Here is a 26809-nt window from a genome sequence, read left to right on the forward strand (position 1 = left end):
GGGGCTAGAACCCCTGTATGAGTGTAAACCTGTATTCCCGACCGGGCGCCGGATACGGCGTGTAGATATTGCGGTAGGTCTCATCCGAAATATTGTCCACGGCGAACATGATCCTAGTCTTTTTCCACGGCTGCCAAGCGAGCGAGGCGTTATAACGGGCAACGGGGGGCTGCCGCGTAAAATTCATGCGGTCGCTGAAAATCCGCGTCCTGTATGTAGCCTGGAACATGGCGCTCAAGTTGTAGGGCAAAAAGAACGTGCCCTCGGCAAAATAGCTGTGCACGGGTTCGCCCGGCAGCAGGTTCCCGTTATAGGCCTTGTTCACGCCGTCGTCACGCGGATTCTGGATAGTCCCGCGCAACACCGCCTGGAAGAATTTCACCGGACGGCTTTCCAGTTCGAGTTCCACCCCGCGAATAAGCGACTTGTCTATATTGAAGGCCTTCATCAGGTTGGTACTTATAACCCAGTATATTCCATTTTTTACATGATTTTCGAAATAGGTGGCGCGCAATACCGAGCGGTTCTTCGGGGTCGCAAGCGAGAGGCCAGCGGCAAAACGCAAGGCCGATTCATCCTTGAGCGTGGGGCTCGAAAGCATCCCCGGATACACGCCGTAGAGTTCCATCAACTGCGGCTGCCTGTAAAATCGCCCGAACGAAACGTTGCCGCCAATCCAGGAATTTTTCTTCCCGAACTTCGCCTGCACCATTCCCGCAAGGCTCAGGTCACGATCCGTAGCCTCGCTTACAGCGGCAGCGCCCGTAGTCATCAGGACCTGGCCGCCTCCGATATCGTCGTACGTCTTCAGGATGTTGCCTTCGGCGAACAACGAGAACCAATCCGTAAAGTTGTATTCCGCATTGCCCGCAATGGAACCCGCGAGGCGTTCCAGGCCAAAGCTCTCCAGCGTGCCGCGCGATTCCCAGAGTTCCGCGCTACCCGCAAGGCGCAAATACGCCTCGAACTTGTCCAGCAAGAGGTTCGCCGAAACCTCGGGAACCGCCCTGTAGCCCGCAAGCCCGTATTCCCTGAAATCCTTCGAGAGGTAGCCGATTTTATCGAGCGGGTAATACGACGAAGACGAATTCTTCTCGAACTTGCCGGTAACGCCCGCCGTCAGGAGCAGCACGTCGGCAATAGTCGGGAATTCCAGCCGGTACGCGACCTGCGCCATGTCGCCCGTAAATTCCGCCACATACGTCTGCAGGTCTTCCAGGCCCGGGTTCCCCGCCTGCGTGTGCATCGCGCTTGCAGACAGAATAGAGAAGAATCCGTTCCCGTGGAGCATGCGGTACTGGAAGCTGCCGGAATATTCCGTGAATTCCGCGTTCCTGCGCCTGTCCTTAAAATCATCCTCGTCGTTATAGAGGGTGCCGTTGCGGTTATCGAACTCGTAGTCGTTATCGCTGTGGCGCATGGATGCCGTCGCGGAGAACTGCACGCTGTCCTTGATACCCGCGGAAACCTGTACGGAACCTTCGAACGTGTTGTGAGAACCGTAACTCGCGATGACGCGCCCCCTCGGGGTCGAACCGCTATGCAGCGCATCCTTGGTCACGAAGTTTATCGCGCCGCCAATGCCCGAGCCGCCGAACTTCGCCGGGACCCTGTCCTTGTAAACCTCTATCCTCTCGATGTTGTTGAGGTCGATCGACCCCAGGTCGGCAGCGCCGCCGCCGGCATCGTTCAGGGGAATGCCGTCGATGCAAATCAGCACGTTACGCGCGGCAATCCCGCGGATGGATACCGTCTGGAAACTGCCCATGCCGCCCTGCTTGTAACCCTGGATGCCCGAAAGCGACGAAATGACTTCGGAAGCCGAAAGTCCGAGGCCCTCCCAAGCGGAAGGCGAAATTTCCATGTAATCCGTTCCCGGATTTTCCGTCTCGGCTATAGCGTAAGATTCGACCTGGGAAACGCCCAAATCCTGCACAGGCCCTTCCTGGGCATGCACGCCATGTGCCGAAGCACACGCAAAAACAACACCGCACAGCAGCGCGGGCAATTCGGACGATGTCACTCGCATCGGTCAAACCAGTGGCGCAAAGCGCCGATTGGACCCTACAGTTCTTCTGACTCGGGGATCGCTCTACTTCCAGCACCTTCACACGCGTACTCCCTTTCACGGTTTCCACGCATTGGTTCTTGCTGGTTTCGTCCTCCCTTACAGCGGCGGGACCGTTCCCGGATTTGCGCCGCCGGCATCCGCCGGTTTTGCAGCACGGGATTCTCTTACAGGTTTCGCTTTCGCGCCACCTGCAGCTTTTCACGGCATAGGGCCATTTGTCTAGAAATATAAAAAAAGGCGCCCATGTTTTCAATAAAATACATTCCGCAAGGAATTTGCCTGCCGCGGCCATTTTTAACGCACGTTTTGCGTAAAATAGATTATATTACTTACATGCTCTTTATTTACCAATTTCCAGACTGGACGAATTTCAGGTTCGACTCCGCACGCGTGCTCGACGCGCTCGGCAAGGCGCGTTTCAGCGAAGGCAGGCTCTCGGGACTCCTCACCTTCGCGGGCACAAAAGATTTCGAGACGGACCTCGTCGTCGAGGACATCGTCGCGAACTTCGCCATCGACGGAATCCAACTCGACAGCGACTCCGTCCGGGCGGACGTCGCGCTCCGCGCCCAGGGAAGCAGCGCCCACATCCAGAACTACATCGGCGCCATAGAGAACTACACGACTCCCCTGTCCCAGGAACGCCTATTCAACTGGCACGGTTCCATGACCGGCGGCAGGACGACTTCGTGGCGGGGCGGTTCAAGCGGTATCGACGCCAAGGGCGAAGGCCTGAATTTCTCGGGACCGGGGCCGGAACGCCTGCCCGCCGAAACGGAACACTTTTTGCGATGGTTCGAGAACTACCCCATGGACGGCACCATCAAGGCGGCCATCGCGCATTTCTGGTTCTTGACGCTGCGGCCTTTCGACAAGGCGAACGGGCGAATCGCGAGGGCCATCACCGCGCTGCAACTGAGCCGCGCGCAGAAATCCGCACGCATGCACTACGCCCTGAACCGCCAGATTTTAAAGAACCGCGAGGAATACCTCCGCACGCTGAACAGGGCGCAATGCGGCAACGGCGACCTCACGGAATGGATCCTCTGGTTCCTCGCGCAAATCGTGGAAGCGGTACAGACGAGCGAATCGGCGATTGAATTCGAGACGCGGCGTTTCCGCTACCTCGCGAGGCATTCGGGAGTGCAGACAACCGAAAGGGAACAGCGGCTCCTGAACGCGGCCCTCACGGGGGAACTCCCGAGGGACTTCACGGCGAAGGACGTGGCGGCCCTGTTCGGGACAAGCCACGATACCGCGCTCCGCGAAATACAAAGCCTTATAGGGAAAGGGCTCGTTGCCGCCAACAAGAAGGGCGGGCGCAGCCAGACCTACAGCGTCGTGGAGTAATCCCGCCTATATTGTATATATGTGTATTGCTGGCCTTAAACGGCGGGGCAATTTTTGCCGAACTTAAACAGCGCAGCATTTCTCAAAGACGCGTTTATTGAAGTTGTTAAACGGCGGGACGTATTTCGCAGGCTTTAAACGGCGAGACGTATTGTATTTCGCGGGTCTTAAACGGCGCCGCCGTTCTCGCGCATGCGTTTGCGGGCACGGGAACCCGGGCGGTTGCGGCGACGGTGCCTGTGGCCGTTTTCGGGCTGACCGCCATTGGACGATGCACCGTCAGGAACCACGTTGCCGGGCCGCGCATTATTAGCCTGCGCGTTACCGGGTTGCGCGTTGCCGGGCTGACCGCCGAAACGCTTCTCGCGGCCGTCTCCCGGGTGCTTTTCGCGGGCCGGCTTGCCGCTCGCCGGCTTTTCAAAACGCTTCTTCTCGCGGGATTTTTCAGCGCGGTTTTCCGCATCGCGGCGCGACATGCGACCGCGGGCATTGCGCATCTCGCTTTCCGCGGTTTCCTTCTGCGGGGGCGGCAGCTTCTCGTATATCGCCTGGTCGCCTTCCGGGATGCGGATGCGGGTCAGCTTCTCGATAGCGCGCAGGTCCTGTTCCTCGTCGGGCGAGCAGAACGAAATCGCTATGCCGTCCTTGCCAGCGCGGGCGGTACGGCCGATGCGATGCACGAACGTCTCGGGCACGTCGGGCAGATCGTAGTTGAACACGTGCGAAACGTCGTCCACGTCTATCCCGCGGGCGGCGATATCCGTCGCAACCAGCACGCGAATTTGTTCGCACTTGAAGTTCCCGAGGGCTTCCTGCCTCCTGTTCTGGCTCTTGTTCCCGTGAATCGCCGCGCACTTGATTCCCGCCTTTTCGAGCACGCGCGTTATTTTGTCTGCACCATGCTTGGTGCGGCTGAACACGAGCACCTTCTTCATTTCGGGGTGAGCGAGCAGGAGTTCCTTCAAAAGCGCTCCCTTGCGGCGCTTGTCGATGCGGTAGAGTTCCTGGCGGATGCGTTCTATCGGCGTGCTCTGCGGGGCCACTTCCACGTGCACCGGGTCCGGGCGGAGGATGGTCGATGCGAGTTTCGTGATGTCGTCGGGCATCGTCGCGCTAAAGAACAGGTTCTGGCGCACCTGCGGGAGCAGCGCCACCACCTTGCGGATATCGTGAATGAACCCCATGTCGAGCATGCGGTCGGCTTCATCGAGCACGAAGAATTCCAGGGCCTTCAGGGAGACCGCCTTCTGGTTGATAAGGTCGAGCAGGCGGCCCGGAGTCGCCACCAGCACGTCCACGCCGCGCACGAGGTTCCTCTTCTGCGGGGCATCGTTCACGCCGCCAAATATGCAGGCGGTCGAAATCGCGGTGAACTGCGCATACTGCTTGAAACAGTCTTCCACCTGGATGGCGAGCTCGCGTGTCGGCAGCAAAATGAGCGCACGGCAGGTCTTCGGCGCGCGGAATTTCCCGGAATCGAGCAGGCGCTGCAGAATCGGGAGCGCGAAGGCCGCCGTCTTGCCGGTGCCCGTTTGGGCAATTCCCAGCAAATCCCGCCCTTCCAGGAGGCTAGGAATCGATTTTTCCTGGATCGGAGTGGGCTGTTCGTAGCCGACAGCGCGCACCGCACGCTGCAGAGGATTTGCGAGGGGAAGGTCGGAAAATAGCATAATTGGCGCCAAATGTAGAAAAAAAGGGGGGTCGCAACAATTAAATAACCATTTTTTGCGAATAGGGGAGTTGAAAAATAACATTTTTTGTGTTAATTTTCATAAGCAAATCTCCTTTAACCCCCTCTAAAACATGGAAGATTCGCTGCTAGTATCTGTCATAGACAGTGTCGTCGCCTTTCATGTATCGGCGGGCGGCAACTCGGGCACCTCTGCGTTAGCCCAATGCCTCATCGCCCTGTTCGGGGCCCTGGGCGGGGGTTTGGCATCGGCCCTCATGGCGTATTTCCTGGGAAAACGGTACGAAAGGATGCTGCTCGAAAACGACGAGCGCAGAAACAGGCTCGCCATGGAACTCGAAAGGCAGCGCGCAGATTTGCAGCAGCAACTCGAAGAAAAGCGCGACAAGCGCCAGAACGCAAAAGAACTGCTTCAGGTGCTTTCAAAGTTCTCCGACAGGATTTTAGAAGCCGACAAGAACTCCGTGTTCATCGCAATGCAGATGACCCAGCCGAACAAGCAGAAGGAAGTTACCGAATTCGGCGCCCTCGTCGAAAAAATCGAATTCCTGTGGCAGCAAAACGGCTTTTTGCTCGACGCGACTTTCGCGAACGGCATCCAGAAAATCTTCCGCCTCATGTTCCTCTACAGGGACTGCGCCATGCGCTGCACCATGTTCGCCATGATGCCCGGGCAGCAGAAGCAAATCCAGCCCATCATTTCGAACTGCAACTATTACCGCAAGCTCTGGAATGACGAGTGGGACAAAATCAACGAGCAGATGAAAAAAATAAAGAACTCGATGTTCTAGACACCGAGTTCTCATAATCAAAAAGATTCGGACAAACGATAATAGCTCAGGTCTGGATCCTTCGACTTCACTACGTTCCGCTCAGGATGACACTTGCGTGTCATTTCTGCAGGTTCAAGCTCGCATTCGCGGCTCCGTACAAACTAATGCTGTAATCCTTGATGATATACACCGGGATCTTGTTCAGGAGCGGACGGATGTTCGGGTTGTAGTTCTTTTCGAAATACTTCATGAACAAACTATCGCGTTCGAGCCAGCGCAAGTCCTTCTGCACGGTACCGCCGGCCAGGTAAAGGCCGCCCAGCGGGAGGAACAGCGTAGAGGCGTCGCTCGCAAAGCGGGCAAGCATCTTCACGAACAGGCGCATCATCTCGGCCGCGACCGGGTCGGTATCGCTCGCGCGGCTGATGTACTTCGGACGGTCGTTCGGTTCGGTCTCCTCGATCTTCTTGAAGGCCTCGTTATCGGGAACGCCGCGGGTTTCCTTCCACCATTCGTACATGTTGCGCAGCCCCATGCCCGACACGAGCGGTTCCACGCCGGGGACGCAACCAATCTTCTTTTCCATGTAGTCATGGAATTCCTGCGAGTCCTTGTCGAACGGGGCGAACGTGGAGTGGCCACCTTCGGAGCAGGCCGGGATGTACTTCTCGCCGTCGAAGGCAAGGAAGCCCACGCCCATGCCGGTACCCGGGCCAATAACCGCCTTGGTCGCCTTCTGCGGGGCGGGCTGGCTGCCGTCGGTATGCGTGAGCTTGAAAATCTGCTTGGGATCGTCCACGTCGAGCGTCGGGATGCCGTAGCTTATCGCCATGAAGTCGTTGATGACAAGCGTCGGGATGCCGATGGCCGCGGTAAGCGCTTCACCGTCCACGCTCCACGGGAGGTTCGTCATCACGCACTTGTTGTTCGCCACAGGGCCAGCGGCGCTGATGCACACGTGGCTGGGCTTGAGGTCGGCACGGGATTCCGTAGCGAGCTTCAGCGTCTCGCAGATCGGGGCTTCGAGACCGTCGATATCCTTGCTGGGGCAAACCGTTTCGAGAATCAGCGTGAACTTGCCATCCTTGTAGCCAACAAGGCCAAGGTTCGTGTTGGTACCGCCAATATCGCCCGCCAGAACGAGGCGATCAAACTTTGCATCGGGATTAAGCCATTTGATTTCCATAAAAACTCCGGGTTTTCGACTTGCGAATATAGGAAATTTCTGGACACTGCGCGGCAAAACAGCATTTTTTACGACCCCGTATGACAGCCGATAGATGGTTCGCCACGCCCCCCGAACACCCCCGCTTCCAAAACATACAGAAAAATGTTTTTTTTATTACTCTCGAAAAATTTTTCGGCCGATTTTCGGGTGTTTAGGGAAAAAATCTCAAATTGACAAAAGAGTCTAATCCCCTCACGGTAGCAAAACATTGTATTACTTTGTTCTTCATTCCGCATTACATATCAGTTCTATATTATACAACATTGTTACGTTATTAGTAAAATTATGATAAATTTAAACATTTATTCTAAAAATTTTCTTTTGTTATATTTTCGCAAGTTTGTATTCAGAGAATACTTTCGTTCAACCCCTACCTAGGAAAAAGATGAAAAAGATAATCCTATCCTTATTATTCCTCTGCTCCTTCGTATTCGCTCAGGCGGGAATCCACGTCGAAGCGTACGACGAGCAGCAAACCAACGCACGTCAGGCAACAATCAGATTGCGTGTCGTCAACAGCACCGAACAGACGTTTAATAACGTCCGGTTGACATACTATCTGTATAAAGAGGCCAACCGCGGTATTGAAATTCATCCCTACTACACGCCTTCGGCAACTGTTCACCACGAAACAAACGGCGACCAGGTTGAAATCAATATTGATATTCCGACCCTCGCTCCGGGTGTGTTCCCCAACTCCTCCGGCATGAACATCGGTATCAATTACACCGACTGGCAAGCCTTTGACAAGACCGCCAGCGTGAGCTACCCCAACTCCAGCAGCTTTGTCGTCGACAACAACATCGCCATCTTCATCGATGGCCAGCCCTACCAAGTGGTAGGCCCCGTGCTCACGGATCCGGCCCAGCCCCGCTTCGTCGGTGTGCAGCCTGAAATTTCCTCCTACCGTGCAGCATGGGTCGAAATTTCCAACTTCGACAACGACAACAAGAACTCCCTGAACGGGTTCTACATCAAGGATGCGAGCGGCAGCACGCTCTCCCTTGACGGCAAGGAACTCCCCAAGGGCCAGAAGTTGATCATCTGCAACACGGACAGCAAGTACTGCCCCACCGCAGACATTCAAATCATCTCGACCGAACTCGCTTTCGGCCTGGATGGTGAACTTACCCTCTACAACGCAAACAACGAACCGGTCGATTATGTGGCCTGGGGTACGGTTGGCCCGAACGCTGCGGCAGTCGCTTCTGCAAACAGCGCCCTGAACACCAACGAATACCTGAAAACCCACTACGACGAATTCGAACTGGGCAGCAACTACTACGGAACCGGCGACTTCTACCGCGCCATCGTTTCCGAAACCCAGAACACCGTCAAGGAATGGAAGCTCTTCTCGGCCAAGGAAATCGAGAAGAACGCTGAATCCACTCCCGACCCCAAGCCGCTTTCCCTCTCCGACGGCTCTATCGTCACCCTGTTTGAAGGCGAAGAGATGGTCTTCTCCTGGATTGCCGTCAAGGGCGCCAAGAAGTACATCCTCACCGTAATCAACGACGTCACAAACGAAGTTGCAGCCCAGGTCACCACGGCATACACCAGTGTTTCCGTGTTCCTGCAGCCGGGTACCTATAGGTGGACTGTCGAAGCCTCGCAGACCGGCGACTTCGAAACCTCCCTCGAATCTCTCATCGCTCACAAGGACGATCTCACCGAGCTCACTATCAGAACCCGCGTGTTCTCCGACGATCACATCGTCTACAACCTCCACGTGGACCCGCTCGCCGCCAGAAGGGACTCCTACCTTCTCGACCTCCAGTGGGGTGAGATGTTCAACGAAAAGAGAGGCGGAATGCCGCACAATCTTTCCGCGTACTACGACAATTATCACCAGCTTCAGTTCTCCGATCCGAACGAAAAAGGGTACGACTATGAAGAAAGCTGGAGATGCTGGATTGTCAGCGCCGTCATGCTGAACCACTACTACGGCGGCACCATCACCCAGGATGAAATCAAGGTTCGCGTCAAGGGCAATCCGAACGATATGTACCTCGACGCCTTCCCGCACGGATCAAGAGGCGGCGGATATGTTTCCGACGTAAACGAAGCCCTGCAAATTGCGTTGAATGTTCCCCAGGAAAAACTGCATTACCTGCCGGGACGTCCGGATGAGACCTACTTGATTGACGCCCTTAGCCAAGGCCGTCCCATCTATATTTGGCAATACAGCCATATCATGACCATTGACGCAGTGCGTCTGGATCCCGAATTGGGCGTTTACGAATTCCGCTTTATCAACGTTGACAACAATGGTAGATATGAATGGCGTGTCTTTGAAAAAGAATCCTCCATCCGCTTCACTTGGATTCCGTCCGACGTCACCAACGCTCAGAATTCCGACCCGGCAATCGAAAACGACTCGGATGGCGACGGACTCTACGACTACGACGAAATCAACCGCTTCCATACCAAGGTCGACAAGGAAGACTCCGATGGCGACGAGGTCAATGACCGCGAAGAAATCCTTTCTTACACGCTTCGCAACAAGAAAGAATATGAATCGACATTCCTCACCAGCGATCCGCTCGCCAATGTCGATGGCGACGAATTCCGCGCCGAACTGGACTACGACTCCGACAACGGAGGCGCAAAGGACGGTGATGAAGACCTGAACCACGACGGTATTTTCGACGAAGGCGAAACCGATCCGTACAAAGCAAGCGACGATCCGGGCATCAGTACCCCGGAACCGTCTGATCTTCCGGAAATCTACGCCATCTCGACCCTCATCTTCAGGCAGCAGACCAACTGCACCAAGGATAACGGGGGCTACTGCGATTTGGCCGCCGCCGGCATCCAGTCCAACTACTACAACAATATGATTATCGGTGATGAAAACCATGTCGGTGCGCTCCATACTCTTGGAACCATTTACTTCCAGCATGGCATCCAGGTTCACGGGGACATCAACCTCTACGGCTCCGATGCGAAGGTTGCTGAAAATTCCTCCATGTTCTGGTACCTCGTTGGCGGTGAAGTGGTCAACCGTACTGTAGCCGAATTCAACGAAACCTTCCCGACCGTCATTGACGTGTTCGGATTCCAGGAAGAACGCCAGCCGATTTACGTCGGCAACGGACAAACGTTGACGCTGGAAGCAGGTGTCAAGTACGGAACCATCATCGTCGGTTACAACGGAACGCTTATCATCCCGGCTGGCGAATTCTACGTCAAGAATCTCCAGTTGCAGGACTACGGCAAGGTCAAGTTCTCTCAGCCCGGCCAGCAGACCATCCTGCATATCGATGGCGAATTCTTCTGGCGCGCACCGATGGATCACAGCGAGCAGGAACTCAAGACCATCGCAAGCAGCTTCGAAGTTCTTATCAGCACCCAGAACAGGGACTACTTTATCAATAAGACCTTCGCTGGCCGCATTGTTGCCCCGTACTCCAATGTGTACATCGAGACAAATCAGGGGGCTACTTTCTATGGAAGCATCACCGCTTTCAACATAGAAGCCCGCAATTTTGCTAACATTAAGGTTATACCTTACGCAAGCAATAACTAGTTCAAAATAGGAGTGACTATGAACTACGCACCAGCTTTAATGATAGGCATCCTTGCCGCGAACTTATATGCGGCAGATTGCACCATCAATTACGAAGGCGGAAATTCCAGTGCCGATGCCAATTCCGGTTATCCGGCGACTGCACTCTACCTTTTTGAAGGCGATTACCTCGATCTTTCCAAGATGGATAAGAGGGAACCTGCCGTCGTGAACGTTTCAGGCAATGATACCGCATGGGTGTACAGATCCGAACTGGATTCCACCATGATCGTTATCGTTACTGAAAAAGTGGTAAAGGTGGCGCGTGTTCCTTACTCCTCCAACTTGGACGACGCTGTGGACTCGCTCTTCTCCATACATCACTACGATGTATACAAAGACGAGTTCTCTCGCCTTCAGAAGGCCGGCGTTTTCAAAGGAACGGCGGAACAAGCTGATTCCCTCGTCGAACATGTGTTCAATTTGTGTAAAGTCTATTATTTCAAGGAAATGGGCAACACCGGTTGCGAATTCAATCCTCCTGAACTCCGAGAAAGAAGAAATGGAGGAAAGGATATGGACTACGCTACTGTTCCGCTGGCATTCTTAGCAGTCGCTGCAGATTTCAGGCCGCTTCTCGACACGATAAATGTCTGTACGGAACTCAAGTATCCAGGTGCGCCCGACACGACCCAAGTCACGCCCCCCGATACGACTAAAGTCCCCGACACGACCAAAACAGAGTCTCTCCAGGGAATGGGCAAAGCCGCACCGGGCCTGTCCTTTCTGAAGATCAAGCCCAGGCACTACCATGTCGGCAACGTTCTGAAGGGAACGTCCTACAAGGTGTTCAGTACCAACGGGCAGTTGCTGGAACAGGGAATCTTTACAGGCAACGTATTCGTGGCCCCGGCCATTCCCGTCATCTTGCAAGTCAACGGGAAAGAGACGCTGTTCTTGAAATAGCGGTCCGAACACACCAGTATTCAACAAACGCCTGCCTGTGCGCAGGCGTTTTCTTTTATCTGCATGATACGAACCGTGAATAATGGTATATTTTAGTGAGAAAAACTTAGGAGAAATATGAGAATCCGCGATTTCAGAACAATTCAATACTTCGCATGTCTATCTTTGGGCGCAGTCGCATTTACTGCATGCGGAGATGACGAGTTCACCCCGATTTCAAAGGACCGCGGGTACGAATACTCGATCAAGTCCAAATCGGATTTCGCGGACATCCCCTGCAACGAAAAGCGCGAAGGCCGCGAGGCTGTTGTCGGTCGCGACAAGGACAGCTATATCTGCAAATTCGACTACCGCGATTCCGCGTACATCTGGATTGGTGACACAGACACGCTCACCGCGGAGGGCAGGGACTTCAAACGAGCAGAAAGTTCCAGCAGCTACTCCTCAAGCTACAGTTCTTCAAGCAGCCAATCCTCGGGTTCCACCATCAGTTATGGGACAATGAAGGATTCACGCGACGGCCAGACATACAAGACGGTGGTAGTCGACGGCGTAACCTGGATGGCCGAAAACCTGAACTACGCCGAACACGAAACAGGGGCATCCAGTTGTTACAGCAACATTGACCAGTATTGCGAAACATACGGTCGTCTGTACAGCCGCGACGCGGCAATGAACAGCACCTCGTGCGAATACCAAATGTCTTGCGATTTGGGCGAAGGTCCCATACAGGGAGTCTGCCCGAGCGGTTGGCATATCCCGACAAAAGCAGAAGTGCAAAGCCTGCTGGATTACATCAGTTCCCCATCGGCATTGAGGTCGACCGGATCGAGCTGGAGCTACCCGGGAACAGACGAGTACGGACTTTCCTTCCTGGGCGCCGGCAACTGGAGCGACGGTACTTTCGAGGACATCCGCAAATACGAAGTCATGTGGATATACATACCCAGCAGCCTCCAGTATTTCCTCTTGATTTCTGGTTCTTCTGACAATGCGGAAATCTGGGATCACTCTTCGAACAAATACTACGGCACCGTCCGCTGCATAAAGGGCGACGGAGTTGCTCCGGCCAGTTCTTCCAGCCTGTCATCAAGCAGCTATTCCAGTTCGTCACAGCGCAGCAGTTCCTCGCAATACCAGGAAATCACCGAACCCCTCCTGGAAGAAGCCGGCACTCAGTTCAACCCGGACATCGAATATGGCACCCTGACCGATACCCGTGACGGCAAGACTTACAAGACGGTGGAAGTCGACGGCGTAACCTGGATGGCCGAAAATCTGAACTACGCAGGCAACGAAGTCGGAGAATCAGTCTGCTTCAACGACGATGACAACTTCTGCAAAATTTATGGACGCCTGTACAGCCGTGACGCAGCGATGAATTCCAGCGATTGCGCTTTTAAAGGATCATGCAATTTAGGCTCCGATCCAATTCAGGGTGTCTGCCCAGACGGCTGGCACATCCCGACAAAAAGCGAGGCGCAGGACCTCGTGGACTTTGTAAGTGGTCAGTCGCGCCCGCTGAGGTCAGCCAAGGGCTGGAAAGCAAGCCTTACATCCGGATTAGATACCTACGGACTTTCCTTCCTGGGCGCCGGAGCTTATCGAGTCAATGAAGAATTCACTTATTTGGGTGAATATGATTTTGTATGGGCCTATTATGCATCTTCGGACCAATACTACATTATAATAAGGGGATCAAGAGGCGATACGGAAGTTTGGGACAACAGCGGCACCGAACTTTACAACACAGTCCGCTGCATAAAGGATTAGTCTATGTATAAAAATGCACTGAGTATTGCCCCTTTTGTTTTTAGCGCAATCGCATTTACTGCGTGCGGAGATGATGACAGTTTCGCCCCGATTTCAAAGGACCGCGGGTACGATTACTCAATCAAGTCCAAATCGGATTTCGCAGACATCCCCTGCAACGAAAAGCGCGAAGGCCGCGAGGCGGTCGTCGGTCGCGACAAGGACAGCTACATCTGCAAGTTCGACTACAGCGATTCCGCGTACATCTGGATTGGCGACACAGACACGCTCACCGCTGAGGGCAGGGAGTTCAAACGAGCAGAAAGTTCCAGCAGCTCCGACGACGAAGATGAATCCAGCAGCTCACGCAATTCAAGCAGTTCGCAGTCTTCCAGCTCTAGATCTTCGAGTAGTTATTCAAGTTCATCGTCGAGCAGTAGTTCCTCGAGCTATAGTTCCTCAAGTTACAGTTCCTCGAGTTACAGTTCTTCGAGCAACAGCTCTTCAAGCAGCCTAACCCCGTACACCAAGGAATCGCACTTCAACCCGGACATCGATTACGGGACAATGAAGGATCCGCGCGACGGCAAGACTTACAGGACCGTGGTAGTTGACGGTGTAACCTGGATGGCCGAAAACCTGAACTACGCCGGACACGAAATAGGGGAATCCAGTTGTTACGCCAAAGATGACGAGTATTGCGAACTATACGGTCGCCTGTACAGCCGCGATGCGGTAATGAATTCCACCAGTTGCGTCTATGGCGTTTCATGCAATTTGGGCTCCGATCCCATCCAGGGAATCTGCCCGGACGGTTGGCACATTCCGACAAAACCCGAAGTGCAAAGCCTGCTGGATTACATCAGCCCCGAATCGGCATTGAAGTCGGCCGGATCGAATTGGAACTATCCGGGAACAGACGCGTACGGACTTTCCTTCGTGGGTGCCGGTAACTGGGACAACGGCACTTTCGAGGACATCCACAAATACGAAGTCATGTGGATGTACGCACCTGGCATCGCCCAGTATTTCCTCTTGATTTCTGGTTCTTCCGGAGATGCGGAAATCTGGGATTACTCTTCAAGCAAATACTACAGCACCGTCCGTTGCATAAAGGGTGACGGAGTTGTTCCGGCCAGTTCTTCCAGCCTGTCATCGAGCAGCTATTCCAGTTCCTCGCTACACCAGGAAATCACCGAACCCCTCCTGGAAGCAGGCGACCAGTTCAATCCGACTATCGATTACGGCACCCTGACCGATACCCGTGACGGCAAGACTTACAAGACCGTGGTAGTCGACGGCGTAACCTGGATGGCCGAAAACCTGAACTACGCAGACAACGAAATTGGAGTATCCACCTGTTTCAACAACGAAGACCGTTTCTGCGAAATTTATGGGCGCCTGTACAGCCGCGATGCAGCGTTAAATTCCAGCAAATGCGCTTTTGGAGAAACATGCAATTTAGGTTACGCTCCAATTCAAGGAATCTGCCCCGACGGGTGGCATATTCCGTCAGAGAGCGAGGCGAATTCCATTACAGAACTTACAGGAGGAGTATTGAGCCCATTGATATCGGCAGAGGGCTGGAGATCAGACATTACGCCCGGGACAGATAGATACGGACTTTCCTTTGTGGCTGCCGGTTGTTATGCCTCCAGAGGCAATAGTTTCAGTAGCTTGGGTGATTATTCATACTTCTGGTATTACACGAACACAAAGCAATCTTACCTCTTGTTAAGAGGACACGAAAACAACGCAATCACCTTTAATTACAGCGACTCTGAACTCTATACCTCAGTCCGCTGCATAAAGGATTAATCTATGTATAAAAATGCACTGGGCGTAGTCCCCCTTGTTTTTAGCGCAATCATTTTTAATGCTTGCGGCGATGATGACAGTTTCGCCCCGATTTCAAAGGACCGCGGGTACGAATACTCGATCAAGTCCAAATCGGATTTCGCGGACATCCCCTGCAACGAAAGGCGCGAAGGCCGCGAGGCTGTAGTCGGTCGCGACAAGGACAGCTACGTCTGCAAGTTCGACTACCGCGATTCCGCGTATATCTGGATTGGCGACACAGACACGCTCACCGCGGAGGGCAGGGACTTCAAACGAGCAGAAAGTTCCAGCAGCTCCGACGACGAAGATGCGTCCAGCAGTTCGCAGTCTTCCAGCTCTAGATCTTCGAGTAGTTATTCAAGTTCATCGTCGAGCAGTAGTTCCTCGAGCTATAGTTCTTCGAGCAGCCTATCCTCGAGTTCCATCATCAGTTACGGGACAATGAAGGATTCGCGCGACGGCAAGACTTATAAGACCGTGGTAGTCGACGGCGTAACCTGGATGGCTGAAAACCTGAACTACGCCGACCATGAAATAGGGGAATCCAGTTGTTACAGCAACAGTGACAGCAATTGCGAACTATACGGTCGCCTGTACAGCCGCGACGCGGCAATGAACAGCGCCTCGTGCGAATACCAAAAGAATTGCGATTTAGGCGAAGGTCCCATACAGGGCGTCTGCCCGAGCGGTTGGCATATCCCGACAAAAACAGAAGTGCAAAGCCTGCTGGATTACATCAGTTCCCCATCGGCATTGAGGTCGGCCGGATCGAGCTGGAACTACCCGGGAACAGACGACTACGGACTTTCCTTCCTGGGCGCAGGCAACGGGAGCGACAGCTATTTCGAGGACCTCCACAAATACGAAGTCATGTGGATATACATACCTAGCAGCCTCCAGTATTTCCTCTTGATTTCTGGTTCTTCTGACAATGCGGAAATCTGGGATCACTCTTCGAACAAATACTACAGCACCGTCCGCTGCATAAAGGGCGACGGGGTTGTTCCAGCCAGTTCTTCCAGCCTGTCATCGAGCAGTTACTCATCGAGTAGTTACTCATCGAGCAGCTATTCCAGTTCATCACTGCGCAGCAGTTCTTCGAGAAAAAAACAAGACGTCGAACCCTTCCTAGAAGAGGCCGGCACTCAGTTCAATCCGTCTATCGAATACGGCACCCTGACCGATACCCGTGACGGCAAGACTTACAAGACCGTAGAAGTCGAGGGCGCGACCTGGATGGCCGAAAACCTGAACTACGCAGGCAACGAAATAGGAGAATCCTTCTGCTTCAACGACGAAGACCGCTACTGCGAACTTTACGGGCGCCTGTACAGCCGCGACGCGGCAATGAACGACAGCAAATGCGACAAAACCAGTTGCGACCTGGGCGATGCTCCTATACAGGGCATATGCCCCAGCGGCTGGCACATTCCGTCAGAATCCGAAATGTTAAACCTGTTAAGCCTCGCGGGCAATAAGGCCCTGCCACTGATATCGGCGGAGAGCTGGAAATCGTCTATAGCATCGGGAAGCAACAATCTTGGGCTATCCCTGATCGGGGCCGGAGACTACGACTCTAGTAAGCATTTCGAGCACCTCGGCGAAGATGCCTTCGTATGGGTTTATAGCGATGGCGGCCAGACTTATTTTTTAATCCGAGTCTCCGATAACCATGCAGCGGTCTTTCAGTATACCAGCACACAAATGCACATCAGCGTACGTTGCGTGAAGGACTAATTTACATCAATTAAGAGTATGGGTCCGGCGGGTATAACGCCGGACTTTTTAATTTTTCTCGAATTCCAAAATATCGGCCTGAACGGTGATGTCGTCGGGGAAATACTTCTGTGCGACTTTCAACAGGCGCAGCGCCTCGTCATCGCGCTTTTCGGCGTGAGCGTCGTAGGCCATGTTCTTGAAACCGAAAACGGATTCGGCATTGCCCTGCTTGGCAGCGAGCTCGTAGGCGGCCTCGGCACGGTCGTAAAACTTCGCATCGTAGGCAAGGTTCCCGAGGAATATGGCCGCATCGCTAAAGTCGGGCTTGATTTGCACCAGGTTGTTGAGCACATCCATCGCGATGAACGGCTTGTTGTCTTCGGCAAGGACATCCGCCAGCTTATACATGGTCGCCGTGTCGTCAGGGCGCACGCCCAGCGCCTCGCGGTAAGCGGCTGCGCTTTCTTCGAACTGCTTGTTCAGGCGGTAGACATCGCCGAGATACACCAAGAAGTCCACTTCGTCAGGGTGCGCGGCATAGCCCTCGCGGACTACGGCCACGGCGCGCTCGAAATCGTTCAGAGCGATGTTCGCTTCCGAAAGCTGGTAGACAATGCTTATGTCTTCCTTGTCGAGCTGGTAGGCCTTTTCGATGGCGCGGAGGGCGCCGACCCCGTCGCCGGTTTTACTGTAGGCTTCGCCCAAGTAAAGCCAGCCGGAAACATTTTCCGGCTCCAGTTTCAACGCGCGGTGGTACGCCGCCACGCATTCCGGGTATTGGCGCAGGCGGAAGTACACGCTTGCCATGTTGAAGAGCGCCGGGGAGAACTTGCCCGCAGAATAGTCGACCGCCTTGCGGTACGTGGCGGCCGCCTCGGGGAACATGCCGCTCTGGTAATAGCTGTTCGCGATGTTGAAACTGGTGGCGACGGGGTCCGCCCCGCGGGATTCCGCCTTGCGGTAAAGCGTGATGGCCTGCTTGAATTTGCCGTCGCGGTAGAGGACGTTCGCGCGTTCCATCAGGTCGTACGCGGACTGCGCCGCAAAAGAGCATGCTATGAATACAAAAGCGACTAGCAGGGAACAGCGGGAAACGAGACTACGGGAACAACAGGCTGCAACACGCCCGCGGACGTTCCGCCGCAATCCATAACAAATATTTATAAAATATCTAGAATCCATAACTTTTAATATCAACCTGCAATTCTAATAACCAGTAACTATAGACCAATAACCGTAGCGCCAGCCTTACACATTACACTAGTCCCTGAACTTCACTTCGAACGGTTGTTCCATTCCGCAGAAGGGAACCGCCTTGCCCGCCTTTTCTGCCGGAGCGAACGTCATGCGGCCAAGGGCCTCGCGGCCGGCGGCGGCAAGTCCGGAACCAGCCGGAGATTCCTCGATCACCTTGATATCGTACGCCTTGCCATTCACGTCCACGCAGAACGAAAGCCGAAGCATCGCGTCCATTTCGCTATCCCTGATTTTTGCCGGCACCTGGAAATTGGGCATCGTGCGGCTTTCGGGCTTCTTGTCGACATCGCCCTTTTCAGTAGAGAGCGCACCGCCGCGGAAATCGGCCACCAGTTCCTCGTTGATGGCTGCCCCCGCGGTTCCCGAAGCCGTCCCCAGGTTCATCGCGAGCCTCGGGCCCGCCTTGGGCGAACGCGAATTGGACTTCTGGCGATTCGGCTTGCGCGCCGGTTTCTTCTTCTCTATCTTTTTCTCGACCTCTTCGACCTTCTTGACGGCGATTTCGGTTTTCGTGTACTTCTTTTCGTGGAAAACCTTTCCCGTCAAGAACAGGTTCGCCATCGTCACGGAGAACACGAGGACAGCGCTCGCAAGGATAGCCGCGAAGAGGATGGTGAAACGCTTCACAAGTTTTTTTAAATACTTGAAAATCATAGATTCAAACTAGTTCTTATAGAAATCCTTCGACTTCACTTCGTTTCGCTCAGGATGACACTCCGCGTCATTCCGCCTGCGCCGCAATCGAGACCTTCTTCACGCCCGCCAAATTGCACATATCTATCACCTGGACGAGTACGCCCGTTTCGGCGCCCTTGTCCGCAATCACCACGGCTTCCCTGTCGGGCGCCTTGGCAAGCGACTGCTTCAAGATATCCTGCAGGCTGGCCATGTCCACCTGGCGTTCGTTGATATGCACCGTCCCCTCGCGCGTGATGGCGATGAGCAGGTTTTCCTTTTCGAGCTGGCTTGCGGACTGCGCCTGCGGCTTAGTCACGTCGACGCCCGTCTCGCGGGTAAACGAAGACGTCACCACGAAAAAGATGAGCAGGATGAACACGATGTCCATCAGCGGGCCCATTTCGATGCCCATATCCTTCTGTTTTCTCTTCGGCAAGTTGAATTCCATATACTATGCCTTCTTCTCGACAAAATAGTTTTCGATTACGGTAGCGCCCAGTTCCATCTTCTGGCGCAAAACTTCTACGCGTTCATCCAGGCGCTGTTTCAAAAGCGTAAGCGGGAATGCCACCAGGAGTCCGCTCTGCGTCGAAATCAACGCTTCCGAAATGCCGTCGGCCATGAGCACCGGGTTCTGGTTGCCGTACAGGGTAATCACCTCGAAGGTAGAGACCATGCCCGTCACCGTGCCGAGGAGCCCGAGCAGCGGGGCGGCAGAAGCCATCACCGAAATCACGTGGTTGCCCTGCTCCATGTAGCGCACCGTCTTCGCGAGGCGCACCTGCATATAGTCGCGGAAACCCTCGGGATTTTCCTGCGCAACGCTAATCGCATAGCTGAGTTCCCTGGACAGGAGCCCGCCACGCTTGCGCAAACGCCTCAAAGCCTTCGCCACGCTCGGCTCTTCGCCGTTCTTCTCGTATTCCTCGTTTCCGCCGTTCAGGTCCAGGCGCATGCGCTTGATGACCCTGTGGACATCCTTGCGGAAGAAATCGCGGCCGATGCGGAACCAGCTGGAGAACAGGAAGTAGAATCCGATGACACCCGCAAGGAGGATCGGGAGCATAACCACGCCGCCCGCCTCGTACGTGTTCCTCAGGGATTCGACAAATATGTAGAACGAGTTGGACATGCCCGAACTACGACTCCTTCCCGAAAATTTTGTTCATGAGCGCCATGCTCTGCACATACATTTCGCTGGTGACCTTTTCAATCTTTTCGCTCAGAAGCCCATGCAAAATCATCACGGGAATAGCGATGACAAGGCCAGTCTCCGTCGTGACGAGAGCTTCGGAAATACCGCCGGCCAGCACGCGGGCGTCGTTCGTGCCCACTTCGGTAATCACGGTAAAGAGCGTGATGATACCCGTCACCGTACCCAGAAGGCCGAGAAGCGGGGCGATGGTACCCATGGCAGCCAAAAGCCCCATGCGGCGATCCAGTTTAGGCTGCTCGCGGAGGAGGGCTTCCTGCAGGGAGCGTTCCGCATCTTCGCGCGTTTCGCGGGCGCGGTTCAGCACCGCAAACAGCACCATCGAGAGGCTCGTTTCCTTCTTGAGGCAAAGATTCGCGGCATCCTCATACTTGGTTTCATTCACAAGCTTGCCGAGCTTCTTGATAAAGCGGCGGCTCAGGTGCCCGCGGTAAGAGAGCACGAGGAAGCGTTCCAAGCAAAGCAGCAATGCAAATATCGCGACAAGGGCCAGCGGGTACATCACGATGCCACCCTTCTTGAAGAACGCCTGGAATTCCTCGGTCCAGGTCAGTTCCTTCGTGTCCGTAATCGCGTTCTTGATGGCCTTGTTCTGCAAAACATCCAGCGGGATGTCGACCATCGCGGATGCCGCCGCAGATACGCGGGTGGAATCCTGCGTGGAATCAGCCGGAGCGACAACGCTTGCGGAAGCCTGTTTCACCGCCTGCTTCACGCCCGCAGCCATTTCGGGAGGGAGCGTAGAGTTCCATTCGAAAACCTTTCCCTGCAAGGCGCCGGAGCGCAGGAGGGCCTGCACTTCGCCGTTGTCCGTTGCGACTTCGCCCAGGAACACCGTACCGAGACGCAAGCGTTCTACGGTCACGTCGGGGCGGTTGCCCACCTGAGAAATTTCGCGGCCGACCGACTGCGTGTAGGTCAGTTCGTGGCGCAGCAGCAAGTCAGCCAAGTAACCGCGGGCAGCGCCCAGCGTATTCGGGACCTTCTTTTCGGTCTCATCGGAGGCTTCCTTCAAGCGCAGAAGGCGACCGTTCATGCCTACGGGATAGTCGCCCGTAACTTCGCCGAGCGTCTTGTCGATGGAAAGCTTCACCTGCGTGTTCAGCGCATCGTAAGCGCTCTCCTCGCTCTTCGCGTTTTCTTCGGCTTCGCTAGTCACGTTGCGGCTTGCCATGACTTCTTCGTTAACGCGGCCCAAATCCGTCGAAAGCTTGGAATAGCGTCCGTCCAGTTCGCGCGTTTCCGTCTGGTGTTCCTCGGTCAACTGCGATTCTGCATAGCGCTTCTTCCAGTGTTCCGCTTCCAGCTTTTCGAGCGAGTCCGCCTTCTGCAGGCGAATGCGGGTAAGCGTTTCCACCTCGCGCTGCAACGTGCGCACTTCTTCGAGCTGCAGGGAATCCTTGATGCGTTCCTGGTCTTCGGCAGACTGCTTCTTTTCGCCCGACGACCACGGCCACGCAAATGCGGAAGACGCAAGCAGGCAAACAACGGCAACAAAACGTCCAGAAATTCTCACAGCGCTTCGATTTTTCAGAATGACATTCTTATTCATTTTTCGCCTCCCACCACGGAAATGCTCACCGGCAATTTCACGACCTGGGGCGGCTTTTTAGCCTGCTTCACGTCTATCGCGAGCTTGACTGCACTACGTTCTTCCAAATTCAAATCCTCGTTCCATTCATAAACCACATTCCCGTTCTCGATACGGCGCACCAGGTACCCGTACACGGAACCATTGTCATCGGAATAGACCATCCACTGGTTGCCGATACGCAAAATCGAGGCATTGATGAGTTCGCCGTTCTTGCGCGTAAGCGGACTATTTATTATAGCGACCTCGTCGCCGAACTTCGTCTCTTCGGCAATAAGCGACTTGAGACGGGAAAAGGCTTCTTCTTCGCTGGCGTTCCCGCTCTCGATATCGCGGGTAAGGGACTTTACGCGATCGAGGCGCGTTTCGCGTTCCCAAGGAACCGTCTGCGACACCTGAGATTCAAGCTGCTTGCTGATGGCGGCAAGCGCCGAGCGGAGGGCCTTGCGCTTCGCGGCGACATTCTCGGTACGGTTCTTCGCACGCGCCTGCTTGCTGCGTTCTTCCTGCAACTGGCCCGCAACCGCATGGATTTTCATATTCAGGCTGTCGATTTCGGCACGACGGCGGTCCTTATCGGCCTTGTAGCGCTGCTGGAGCGTCTTGTAGCGGGAATCGTCCGCCTTGAGCATCGAATCCGTAGCGACAATCTGCCGGTTCAGTTTCTGAATCTCGGAATTCAGTTTTTCCTTTTCGAGCTTGAGATCCTGAATTTCGGAAGTGCGGTCGGCAAAGGCCAATCCCGACATCACAAAGACCAGAAGCATGATGGGTAATAAATTCAATCTTTTCATAAATATCCGCAATGGTTTGATTTCAAAACTACATTATTAAAACACCCGAACCCACAAAAAATGTCACCGTCCCGACGCAAAAAGAAGAGATTCGTAACTTATTCGCATTCCATACGACCTTTGCGTTCCTTGCACCAGTTGTTGCAAATCGGGAAACGGTAAGCATCGCACAGGCTTTCCACCTGATCATGGATAATGCTCGATTTCTGTTCTTCGAGGTAGTAACGGCTGACAAGCGCTGCATCGCATGTCAAGTTATCCATGGACGACCTGTTCGGCAGGCCCCTATCGGCACACCAGTTCCACAGGTATTCCTTGCAGCTATTCTGCTCGGGACTTTCCATGCACTGATTCTCGAGTTCTTTGCAATCCGCAATCGAATTGCTCTCGAAACCGCTAGCCACGCAGTAACGCTTGAGGCCGTCGGCATAGGCGTCCGACTTGTTCTTGTCGCTGATAGAGTCGGGCAGGTATGCCGACCACTTTTCTTCCTTGTTCATCATCGCCGCCTTCACGAGCGACGGAAAGCATGTCTTTTCGCTCCGGTATTCTCCCTTGGTATAATAATCGGGAGCCTTTTCATTGGCCGTCATCAAGTCGTATTGTTCGATGCTGTCGACAGGCATTCCCGAACAGAACACATCCTGGTAAAGCCTGCAACCGCGCGAGGCCCAACTCTTGTTATCGCCATCGGAGGTTGCGTCGCAGTTGGCAAAGGCGATGTGTTTCATCGGTACGCCATTCTCGCCGTCGACATAGAACGTGAACGTAGATCTCGCCATTCCGCTAAACACGCCCATGCCGTTCTCGATATTCGATTCCGGAACGATGCGCGAATCGGAAACAGAGCCCTTCACCTTACTTTCATAATCGATGTAGGCCTCGTCCGTCGTGTAAAATACGACGGTGACACGCCCGAGAGGCATCATCATGTTCGGCAAGAAAAGCGTGTCGAGCGCCTGGATACCACCGATACTCTGCTTCGTCGTGTATCCGAGATTCGCCTCGTGCTCCAGCGGGTCGTGCATGGAGACCCCGCTATAACCCATAGAATCAGGCTCGATAAGGCCCGAGAGCATCATGTTGATGGTCGTGTTCTGCGCTTCCTCGCTTTCCATCCCGTATTGCAGTATGGATATCACGCCCTTGATGGACTTGTCGTAGTTGAGCGCGCACTTCACAGTTTCCATGTCCAGCGGGAATTCCAGGAACTTGATGCGGACTTCTTCGTTCTCGTCGTACTCGATCCACTCGAAACTGCCGTCCTGCTGCGGCACGCTCAGTCCCTTGATACTCACGGGATTCGGGATGGTCGCCTGCGCGCGGAACGTGGTTTTCGCCGTATTGCCCGCACTGTCCCACTTGAAGAAGGCTTCCATCGAGTAAGTCTCGCCGGCTATTCCGGAGAACTCGCCTTCGGAAAAACAGTTCGGCTTGCTGCCCGTGACCGTGAGGACCGCCGTCGTATCGACTTCGGCGCCATGACTGTCGGTGAATTTTCCCGAAACCGTCACGTAGGCGCTATCGTAGAACGCGAAATTCTCGGCCGAAGTCTCGTCCAGTTCGTAGACCTTCGAAAAACAGATGCTCGCTTCCCCACCGTTAAGGACGTAACCGTAGGTATAGATACCCGTATAGACTTCGCGGTCCTCGGGATAGAAACTCCATGGCCCGTGGAAATCGCAAGCAACAAGGAGCGCGAACGCAAATGCGCAGAGGATTCTAGAAATAGTATTCATAGTTCAGCATGATAGGCATAAAGGGGAACTGAGTAATTTCTGTCTTCTTGGGCGGGTTCTTGCTCGTATCGTAGAATGTATAGAACATGTTTTCGTGGTCGGTCAGGTTGATGATGGTCCAGCTGAAATTCCACTTGCCTTCGCGACCCATGTCGATAGCCTTCACGTCGATGCGGAAGTAGTCCGACTGACGGCCCGCATTGCGGCTTCCCGGCAGCACCGTAATCTTGTCCGAATACTGCTGGTTGGCCATTTCCTGCGGGTAGTAATAACCCTTGTATTCGCTGATGGGCATACCTGCGGAATACTTGAGCGCGATGGACGATCTCAGGTAACGACCCTTCGCTTTTCCCTTGTATTTCCCGAGGGCTTCATCACCGCCCTTCCAGTTGATACCAGCATCCAGCTTGAGCGCATAAGGCTGATGCCAGCTCGGGTAATAGGCATTGGTTCCATCGTCCGTGCGCACGACGCTCACGCTCTGGCTCCAGTTGATACCGCCAAACCACCAGCCGTTATTCTTGCGGAGCGAAAGTTCGTAACCGAAGGAATAGCCATCCGCCGTGCCGAACCCGTCAGCAATCACGAATTCATCCGACGCCGTTTCCTCGTTGCTGTCCAAGACCGTCTGGAACGTGTTCAGGCCGCTCTGCGTCTTGTAATACAGACCAACAGTCGCATCGTAGCCGTCGAATATATCGCGTTGGCTGTATTCTGCGGCAATGAGCCACGAAGAAGCCGGCTTGATATGCTTGCCCTTGGTAGTCGTCGTCGCCGGGTAATAGAACTCGTTCAAAGTCTCCTGGTCGGTATAGACAATCGAGTTCATGTACTGCAAGTAATAACCGCCGTACAACTCAAGCGTCTTCGTGTCGTCGATATTCACCGTGAGGGAGGCGCGCGGTTCCACGCCGAAATGCTTCGCGGCAGTCTGGTAGTTGAATCGCATACCGTATTGCAGCAACCAATCGGGAGAAAGCTTCCAGGCATCCTGCACGTAGCCCACGTGGTGGAACGGCTTCTGGATATCGGCAATCATCATGGAAGACATCTGTTCCTGGTAACGCTCGTAGTCGTATTCCAGTTCGTAGCCAATCGTGAACGTGTGGTTGTCGATACCGCGGTAGTTGAGCCACTGCTTGCCCGCGAACGTGTAGAGGTACATCTCGATAGACATGAGGTCGCCGACCTTCATCGTCTGGTAGAACTCGCTAAACGCGAACGTGGCGTTGTAATCCCAGTTGCCATTGATGCGGTGCATGAAATTCACGGGAATCGCGACGTTGCCCCAGTCCATGTAGAGCGGGTCAAAGCTCAGGCGGTCCTTGCCCACATAGAAACTGAACTTGAGGCGCGTATCTTCGGTGAAATTGTACATGAAGGTACCCTGCAAGTCCGTGAACTCGTAGTCCAGATCCAGGTCCAGCATGCCTACCGCGTTCATCAGGCCGAGCATGAACCCGATGTAGGTGGTACGGCCGGCGACAACCCAGCGGGCCGGGCCCTTGTGGCCCTCCGTATGGAGCTGTGCCGCAAACGTGCTTATCTTGACGCTCGTCTTGCTGAACCATTCTTCGACAGTATCCTGGCCACCCGCACGTCCGTCCATCTTCAAGACGGAACTCAGGCGGTTGCCGTACTGCGCAGGGAACCCGCTCTTGTAGAACTGCACCTCGTCAATGCCTTCCACAAGGAACGTGCTGAACAACCCGAAGAAATGCACCGGGGAATAAACCACCGCGTTATCAAACAGGAACAGATTCTGGTCGGCGGCACCGCCGCGCACATAAATCTTGGAACTAAAATCGGAGCTCGCCACCACGCCCGGAAGCGCCTGGATGCTCTTGATGACGTCGGCCTCGGCAAGGCCAGGCATGCGCTTGATGGACTTCGCCGAAACCACCGATTCGCCCGGCTTGCGCTTGGGGCGCTTGCGCAACTGCACCACGACCTTCTTCAGCTCGGTCACCTTCTCGTTGTTGCCGCCGGCAAGGAGGGCTTCGACATCGACATCCTTTTCCGGACTGTCGGCCGGAGCCGCGGCAACACCAGCACTGTCATTCTTGGGCTCTGCGGGTGCCGCCGTATCCGCAGCCACGACCGCCGCGGAGTCTTCCGCGAAACTGTCGCCCAGCGCCTGCGAAAAGGCGCGGTCCGGTCCCACGTACTTGAGTTCGTAACACTTTTCCTTCTCGGCGCCCGCCGTATCGGAATTGGTGACGCAAACGTTCCAGAGCGTATCTTCCGGAAGCACGATGCTAAAAGGTTCGCCGACCGTCGTCTGCAGGGCCTCCCCCGACTCGAGGATTTCCACATTCAGCTTTTCGCCCTCGGCAAAGGACGGATCCTGCACGACGCCGTTGAAGACTATTCCCGCGACCTGCGCGGAATCTCCGGCAACAGCATCCGACCCCGCAGCCGGTTCCTGCGCCAAGGCGGACGCAGCCGCCAAAAGAACAACAATGCCAGTATATAGTTTCAACAAAAAATCCCGTATTTCGACAAAAATAACAAATAGGAATCCCTATCTGCCACTAAAACACCCGAGCACCGCAAAAGTGTCACTTTTTTTTTGAATTCCCCTCAAAAAATCCAAGAATAATCAAAAGCGCAGGTAAATTTATTTACCTGCATTTTCGAG

At 54.4% G+C, this 26809-nt stretch carries 18 protein-coding genes and 1 riboswitch; of the genes, 7 read left to right on the forward strand and 11 right to left on the reverse strand.

Annotation, left to right across the window (positions count from 1 at the left end; genetic code table 11):
• Nucleotides 1-4: 4 nt before the first annotated feature.
• On the reverse strand, nucleotides 5-1936 hold the full coding sequence (locus IK012_RS02425) for a TonB-dependent receptor (RefSeq protein ID WP_290949940.1): 1932 nt from the start codon (nucleotides 1934-1936) through the stop codon (nucleotides 5-7).
• A 111-nt stretch (nucleotides 1937-2047) separates the two neighbouring features.
• Nucleotides 2048-2297, reverse strand: a riboswitch (cobalamin riboswitch).
• A 107-nt stretch (nucleotides 2298-2404) separates the two neighbouring features.
• On the opposite strand from IK012_RS02425, the gene IK012_RS02430 reads away from it, so the two are divergent.
• Entirely contained in the window at nucleotides 2405-3421 is a 1017-nt protein-coding gene (locus IK012_RS02430; protein ID WP_290949943.1) for a Fic family protein, read from the forward strand.
• Between the two features lie 167 nt (nucleotides 3422-3588).
• On the opposite strand, the gene IK012_RS02435 is transcribed toward IK012_RS02430, so the two are convergent.
• A complete protein-coding gene (locus IK012_RS02435) occupies nucleotides 3589-5091 on the reverse strand; it encodes a DEAD/DEAH box helicase (protein ID WP_290949946.1) in 1503 nt (500 codons plus the stop codon).
• Between the two features lie 133 nt (nucleotides 5092-5224).
• Between IK012_RS02435 and IK012_RS02440 the strand changes: the two genes are divergently transcribed.
• Entirely contained in the window at nucleotides 5225-5902 is a 678-nt protein-coding gene (locus IK012_RS02440; protein ID WP_290949949.1) for a hypothetical protein, read from the forward strand.
• 100 nt (nucleotides 5903-6002) lie between these two features.
• On the opposite strand, the gene IK012_RS02445 is transcribed toward IK012_RS02440, so the two are convergent.
• Complete coding sequence (locus IK012_RS02445; RefSeq protein ID WP_290949953.1) at nucleotides 6003-7070, reverse strand: glucokinase; 1068 nt, start codon at nucleotides 7068-7070, stop codon at nucleotides 6003-6005.
• Between the two features lie 427 nt (nucleotides 7071-7497).
• Here IK012_RS02445 and IK012_RS02450 point away from each other — a divergent pair, with 427 nt between their 5' ends.
• The 5 genes from IK012_RS02450 (at nucleotide 7498) to IK012_RS02470 (ending at nucleotide 16914) form a co-directional block, all read left to right on the forward strand.
• Complete coding sequence (locus tag IK012_RS02450; protein WP_290949956.1) at nucleotides 7498-10641, forward strand: hypothetical protein; 3144 nt, start codon at nucleotides 7498-7500, stop codon at nucleotides 10639-10641.
• An 18-nt stretch (nucleotides 10642-10659) separates the two neighbouring features.
• Complete coding sequence (locus IK012_RS02455; protein ID WP_290949959.1) at nucleotides 10660-11586, forward strand: hypothetical protein; 927 nt, start codon at nucleotides 10660-10662, stop codon at nucleotides 11584-11586.
• Between the two features lie 117 nt (nucleotides 11587-11703).
• Nucleotides 11704-13359 (forward strand): FISUMP domain-containing protein, encoded by a 1656-nt coding sequence (locus IK012_RS02460; RefSeq protein ID WP_290949962.1) that lies wholly within the window; start codon nucleotides 11704-11706, stop codon nucleotides 13357-13359.
• Nucleotides 13360-13362: 3 nt separating this feature from the next.
• Nucleotides 13363-15156 carry an FISUMP domain-containing protein gene (locus tag IK012_RS02465; protein WP_290949965.1) on the forward strand — a complete coding sequence of 598 codons (1794 nt, stop codon included), beginning with the start codon at nucleotides 13363-13365 and terminating at the stop codon, nucleotides 15154-15156.
• Nucleotides 15157-15159: 3 nt separating this feature from the next.
• Nucleotides 15160-16914 (forward strand): FISUMP domain-containing protein, encoded by a 1755-nt coding sequence (locus IK012_RS02470; protein ID WP_290949969.1) that lies wholly within the window; start codon nucleotides 15160-15162, stop codon nucleotides 16912-16914.
• Nucleotides 16915-16962: 48 nt separating this feature from the next.
• Here IK012_RS02470 and IK012_RS02475 read toward each other — a convergent pair whose 3' ends face one another.
• The 8 genes from IK012_RS02475 to IK012_RS02510 all read right to left on the reverse strand — a co-directional run bounded on the left by IK012_RS02475 (nucleotide 16963) and on the right by IK012_RS02510 (nucleotide 26620).
• Nucleotides 16963-18042: a tetratricopeptide repeat protein gene (locus tag IK012_RS02475; RefSeq protein WP_290949972.1), complete on the reverse strand. Its 1080-nt coding sequence runs from the start codon at nucleotides 18040-18042 to the stop codon at nucleotides 16963-16965.
• A 114-nt stretch (nucleotides 18043-18156) separates the two neighbouring features.
• On the reverse strand, nucleotides 18157-18807 hold the full coding sequence (locus IK012_RS02480; protein ID WP_290949975.1) for an energy transducer TonB: 651 nt from the start codon (nucleotides 18805-18807) through the stop codon (nucleotides 18157-18159).
• Nucleotides 18808-18874: 67 nt separating this feature from the next.
• Entirely contained in the window at nucleotides 18875-19279 is a 405-nt protein-coding gene (locus tag IK012_RS02485) for a biopolymer transporter ExbD (protein WP_173345026.1), read from the reverse strand.
• A gap of 3 nt (nucleotides 19280-19282) precedes the next feature.
• The gene (locus tag IK012_RS02490) at nucleotides 19283-19963 is read right to left on the reverse strand and encodes a MotA/TolQ/ExbB proton channel family protein (protein WP_290949981.1); all 681 of its coding nucleotides are present in this window, start codon (nucleotides 19961-19963) and stop codon (nucleotides 19283-19285) included.
• A 7-nt stretch (nucleotides 19964-19970) separates the two neighbouring features.
• Nucleotides 19971-21596 (reverse strand): MotA/TolQ/ExbB proton channel family protein, encoded by a 1626-nt coding sequence (locus IK012_RS02495; protein ID WP_290949985.1) that lies wholly within the window; start codon nucleotides 21594-21596, stop codon nucleotides 19971-19973.
• Complete coding sequence (locus IK012_RS02500; protein WP_290949988.1) at nucleotides 21593-22402, reverse strand: DUF3450 family protein; 810 nt, start codon at nucleotides 22400-22402, stop codon at nucleotides 21593-21595. The genes IK012_RS02495 and IK012_RS02500 overlap by 4 nt, the downstream gene beginning before the upstream one ends.
• A 125-nt stretch (nucleotides 22403-22527) precedes the next feature.
• Nucleotides 22528-24168 (reverse strand): hypothetical protein, encoded by a 1641-nt coding sequence (locus IK012_RS02505; protein WP_290949991.1) that lies wholly within the window; start codon nucleotides 24166-24168, stop codon nucleotides 22528-22530.
• Nucleotides 24152-26620, reverse strand: coding sequence for a TonB-dependent siderophore receptor (locus tag IK012_RS02510; RefSeq protein ID WP_290949993.1), 2469 nt, complete (start codon nucleotides 26618-26620; stop codon nucleotides 24152-24154). Before IK012_RS02510 ends, IK012_RS02505 begins: the two co-directional genes overlap by 17 nt.
• Nucleotides 26621-26809 lie beyond the last annotated feature (189 nt).

It is taken from the genome of Fibrobacter sp. (assembly GCF_017551775.1).
Classification (GTDB): domain Bacteria; phylum Fibrobacterota; class Fibrobacteria; order Fibrobacterales; family Fibrobacteraceae; genus Fibrobacter.

What these genes read in the sequence shown, in the direction of transcription:
- IK012_RS02495 (WP_290949985.1), bottom strand. Translation starts at nt 21,596, where the DNA reads ATGAATAAGAATGTCATTCTGAAAAATCGAAGCGCTGTGAGAATTTCT.
- IK012_RS02430 (WP_290949943.1), top strand. Translation starts at nt 2,405, where the DNA reads ATGCTCTTTATTTACCAATTTCCAGACTGGACGAATTTCAGGTTCGAC.
- IK012_RS02480 (WP_290949975.1), bottom strand. Translation starts at nt 18,807, where the DNA reads ATGATTTTCAAGTATTTAAAAAAACTTGTGAAGCGTTTCACCATCCTC.
- IK012_RS02500 (WP_290949988.1), bottom strand. Translation starts at nt 22,402, where the DNA reads ATGCTTCTGGTCTTTGTGATGTCGGGATTGGCCTTTGCCGACCGCACT.
- IK012_RS02505 (WP_290949991.1), bottom strand. Translation starts at nt 24,168, where the DNA reads ATGAATACTATTTCTAGAATCCTCTGCGCATTTGCGTTCGCGCTCCTT.
- IK012_RS02440 (WP_290949949.1), top strand. Translation starts at nt 5,225, where the DNA reads ATGGAAGATTCGCTGCTAGTATCTGTCATAGACAGTGTCGTCGCCTTT.
- IK012_RS02465 (WP_290949965.1), top strand. Translation starts at nt 13,363, where the DNA reads ATGTATAAAAATGCACTGAGTATTGCCCCTTTTGTTTTTAGCGCAATC.
- IK012_RS02435 (WP_290949946.1), bottom strand. Translation starts at nt 5,091, where the DNA reads ATGCTATTTTCCGACCTTCCCCTCGCAAATCCTCTGCAGCGTGCGGTG.
- IK012_RS02470 (WP_290949969.1), top strand. Translation starts at nt 15,160, where the DNA reads ATGTATAAAAATGCACTGGGCGTAGTCCCCCTTGTTTTTAGCGCAATC.
- IK012_RS02450 (WP_290949956.1), top strand. Translation starts at nt 7,498, where the DNA reads ATGAAAAAGATAATCCTATCCTTATTATTCCTCTGCTCCTTCGTATTC.
- IK012_RS02455 (WP_290949959.1), top strand. Translation starts at nt 10,660, where the DNA reads ATGAACTACGCACCAGCTTTAATGATAGGCATCCTTGCCGCGAACTTA.
- IK012_RS02490 (WP_290949981.1), bottom strand. Translation starts at nt 19,963, where the DNA reads ATGTCCAACTCGTTCTACATATTTGTCGAATCCCTGAGGAACACGTAC.
- IK012_RS02485 (WP_173345026.1), bottom strand. Translation starts at nt 19,279, where the DNA reads ATGGAATTCAACTTGCCGAAGAGAAAACAGAAGGATATGGGCATCGAA.
- IK012_RS02445 (WP_290949953.1), bottom strand. Translation starts at nt 7,070, where the DNA reads ATGGAAATCAAATGGCTTAATCCCGATGCAAAGTTTGATCGCCTCGTT.
- IK012_RS02460 (WP_290949962.1), top strand. Translation starts at nt 11,704, where the DNA reads ATGAGAATCCGCGATTTCAGAACAATTCAATACTTCGCATGTCTATCT.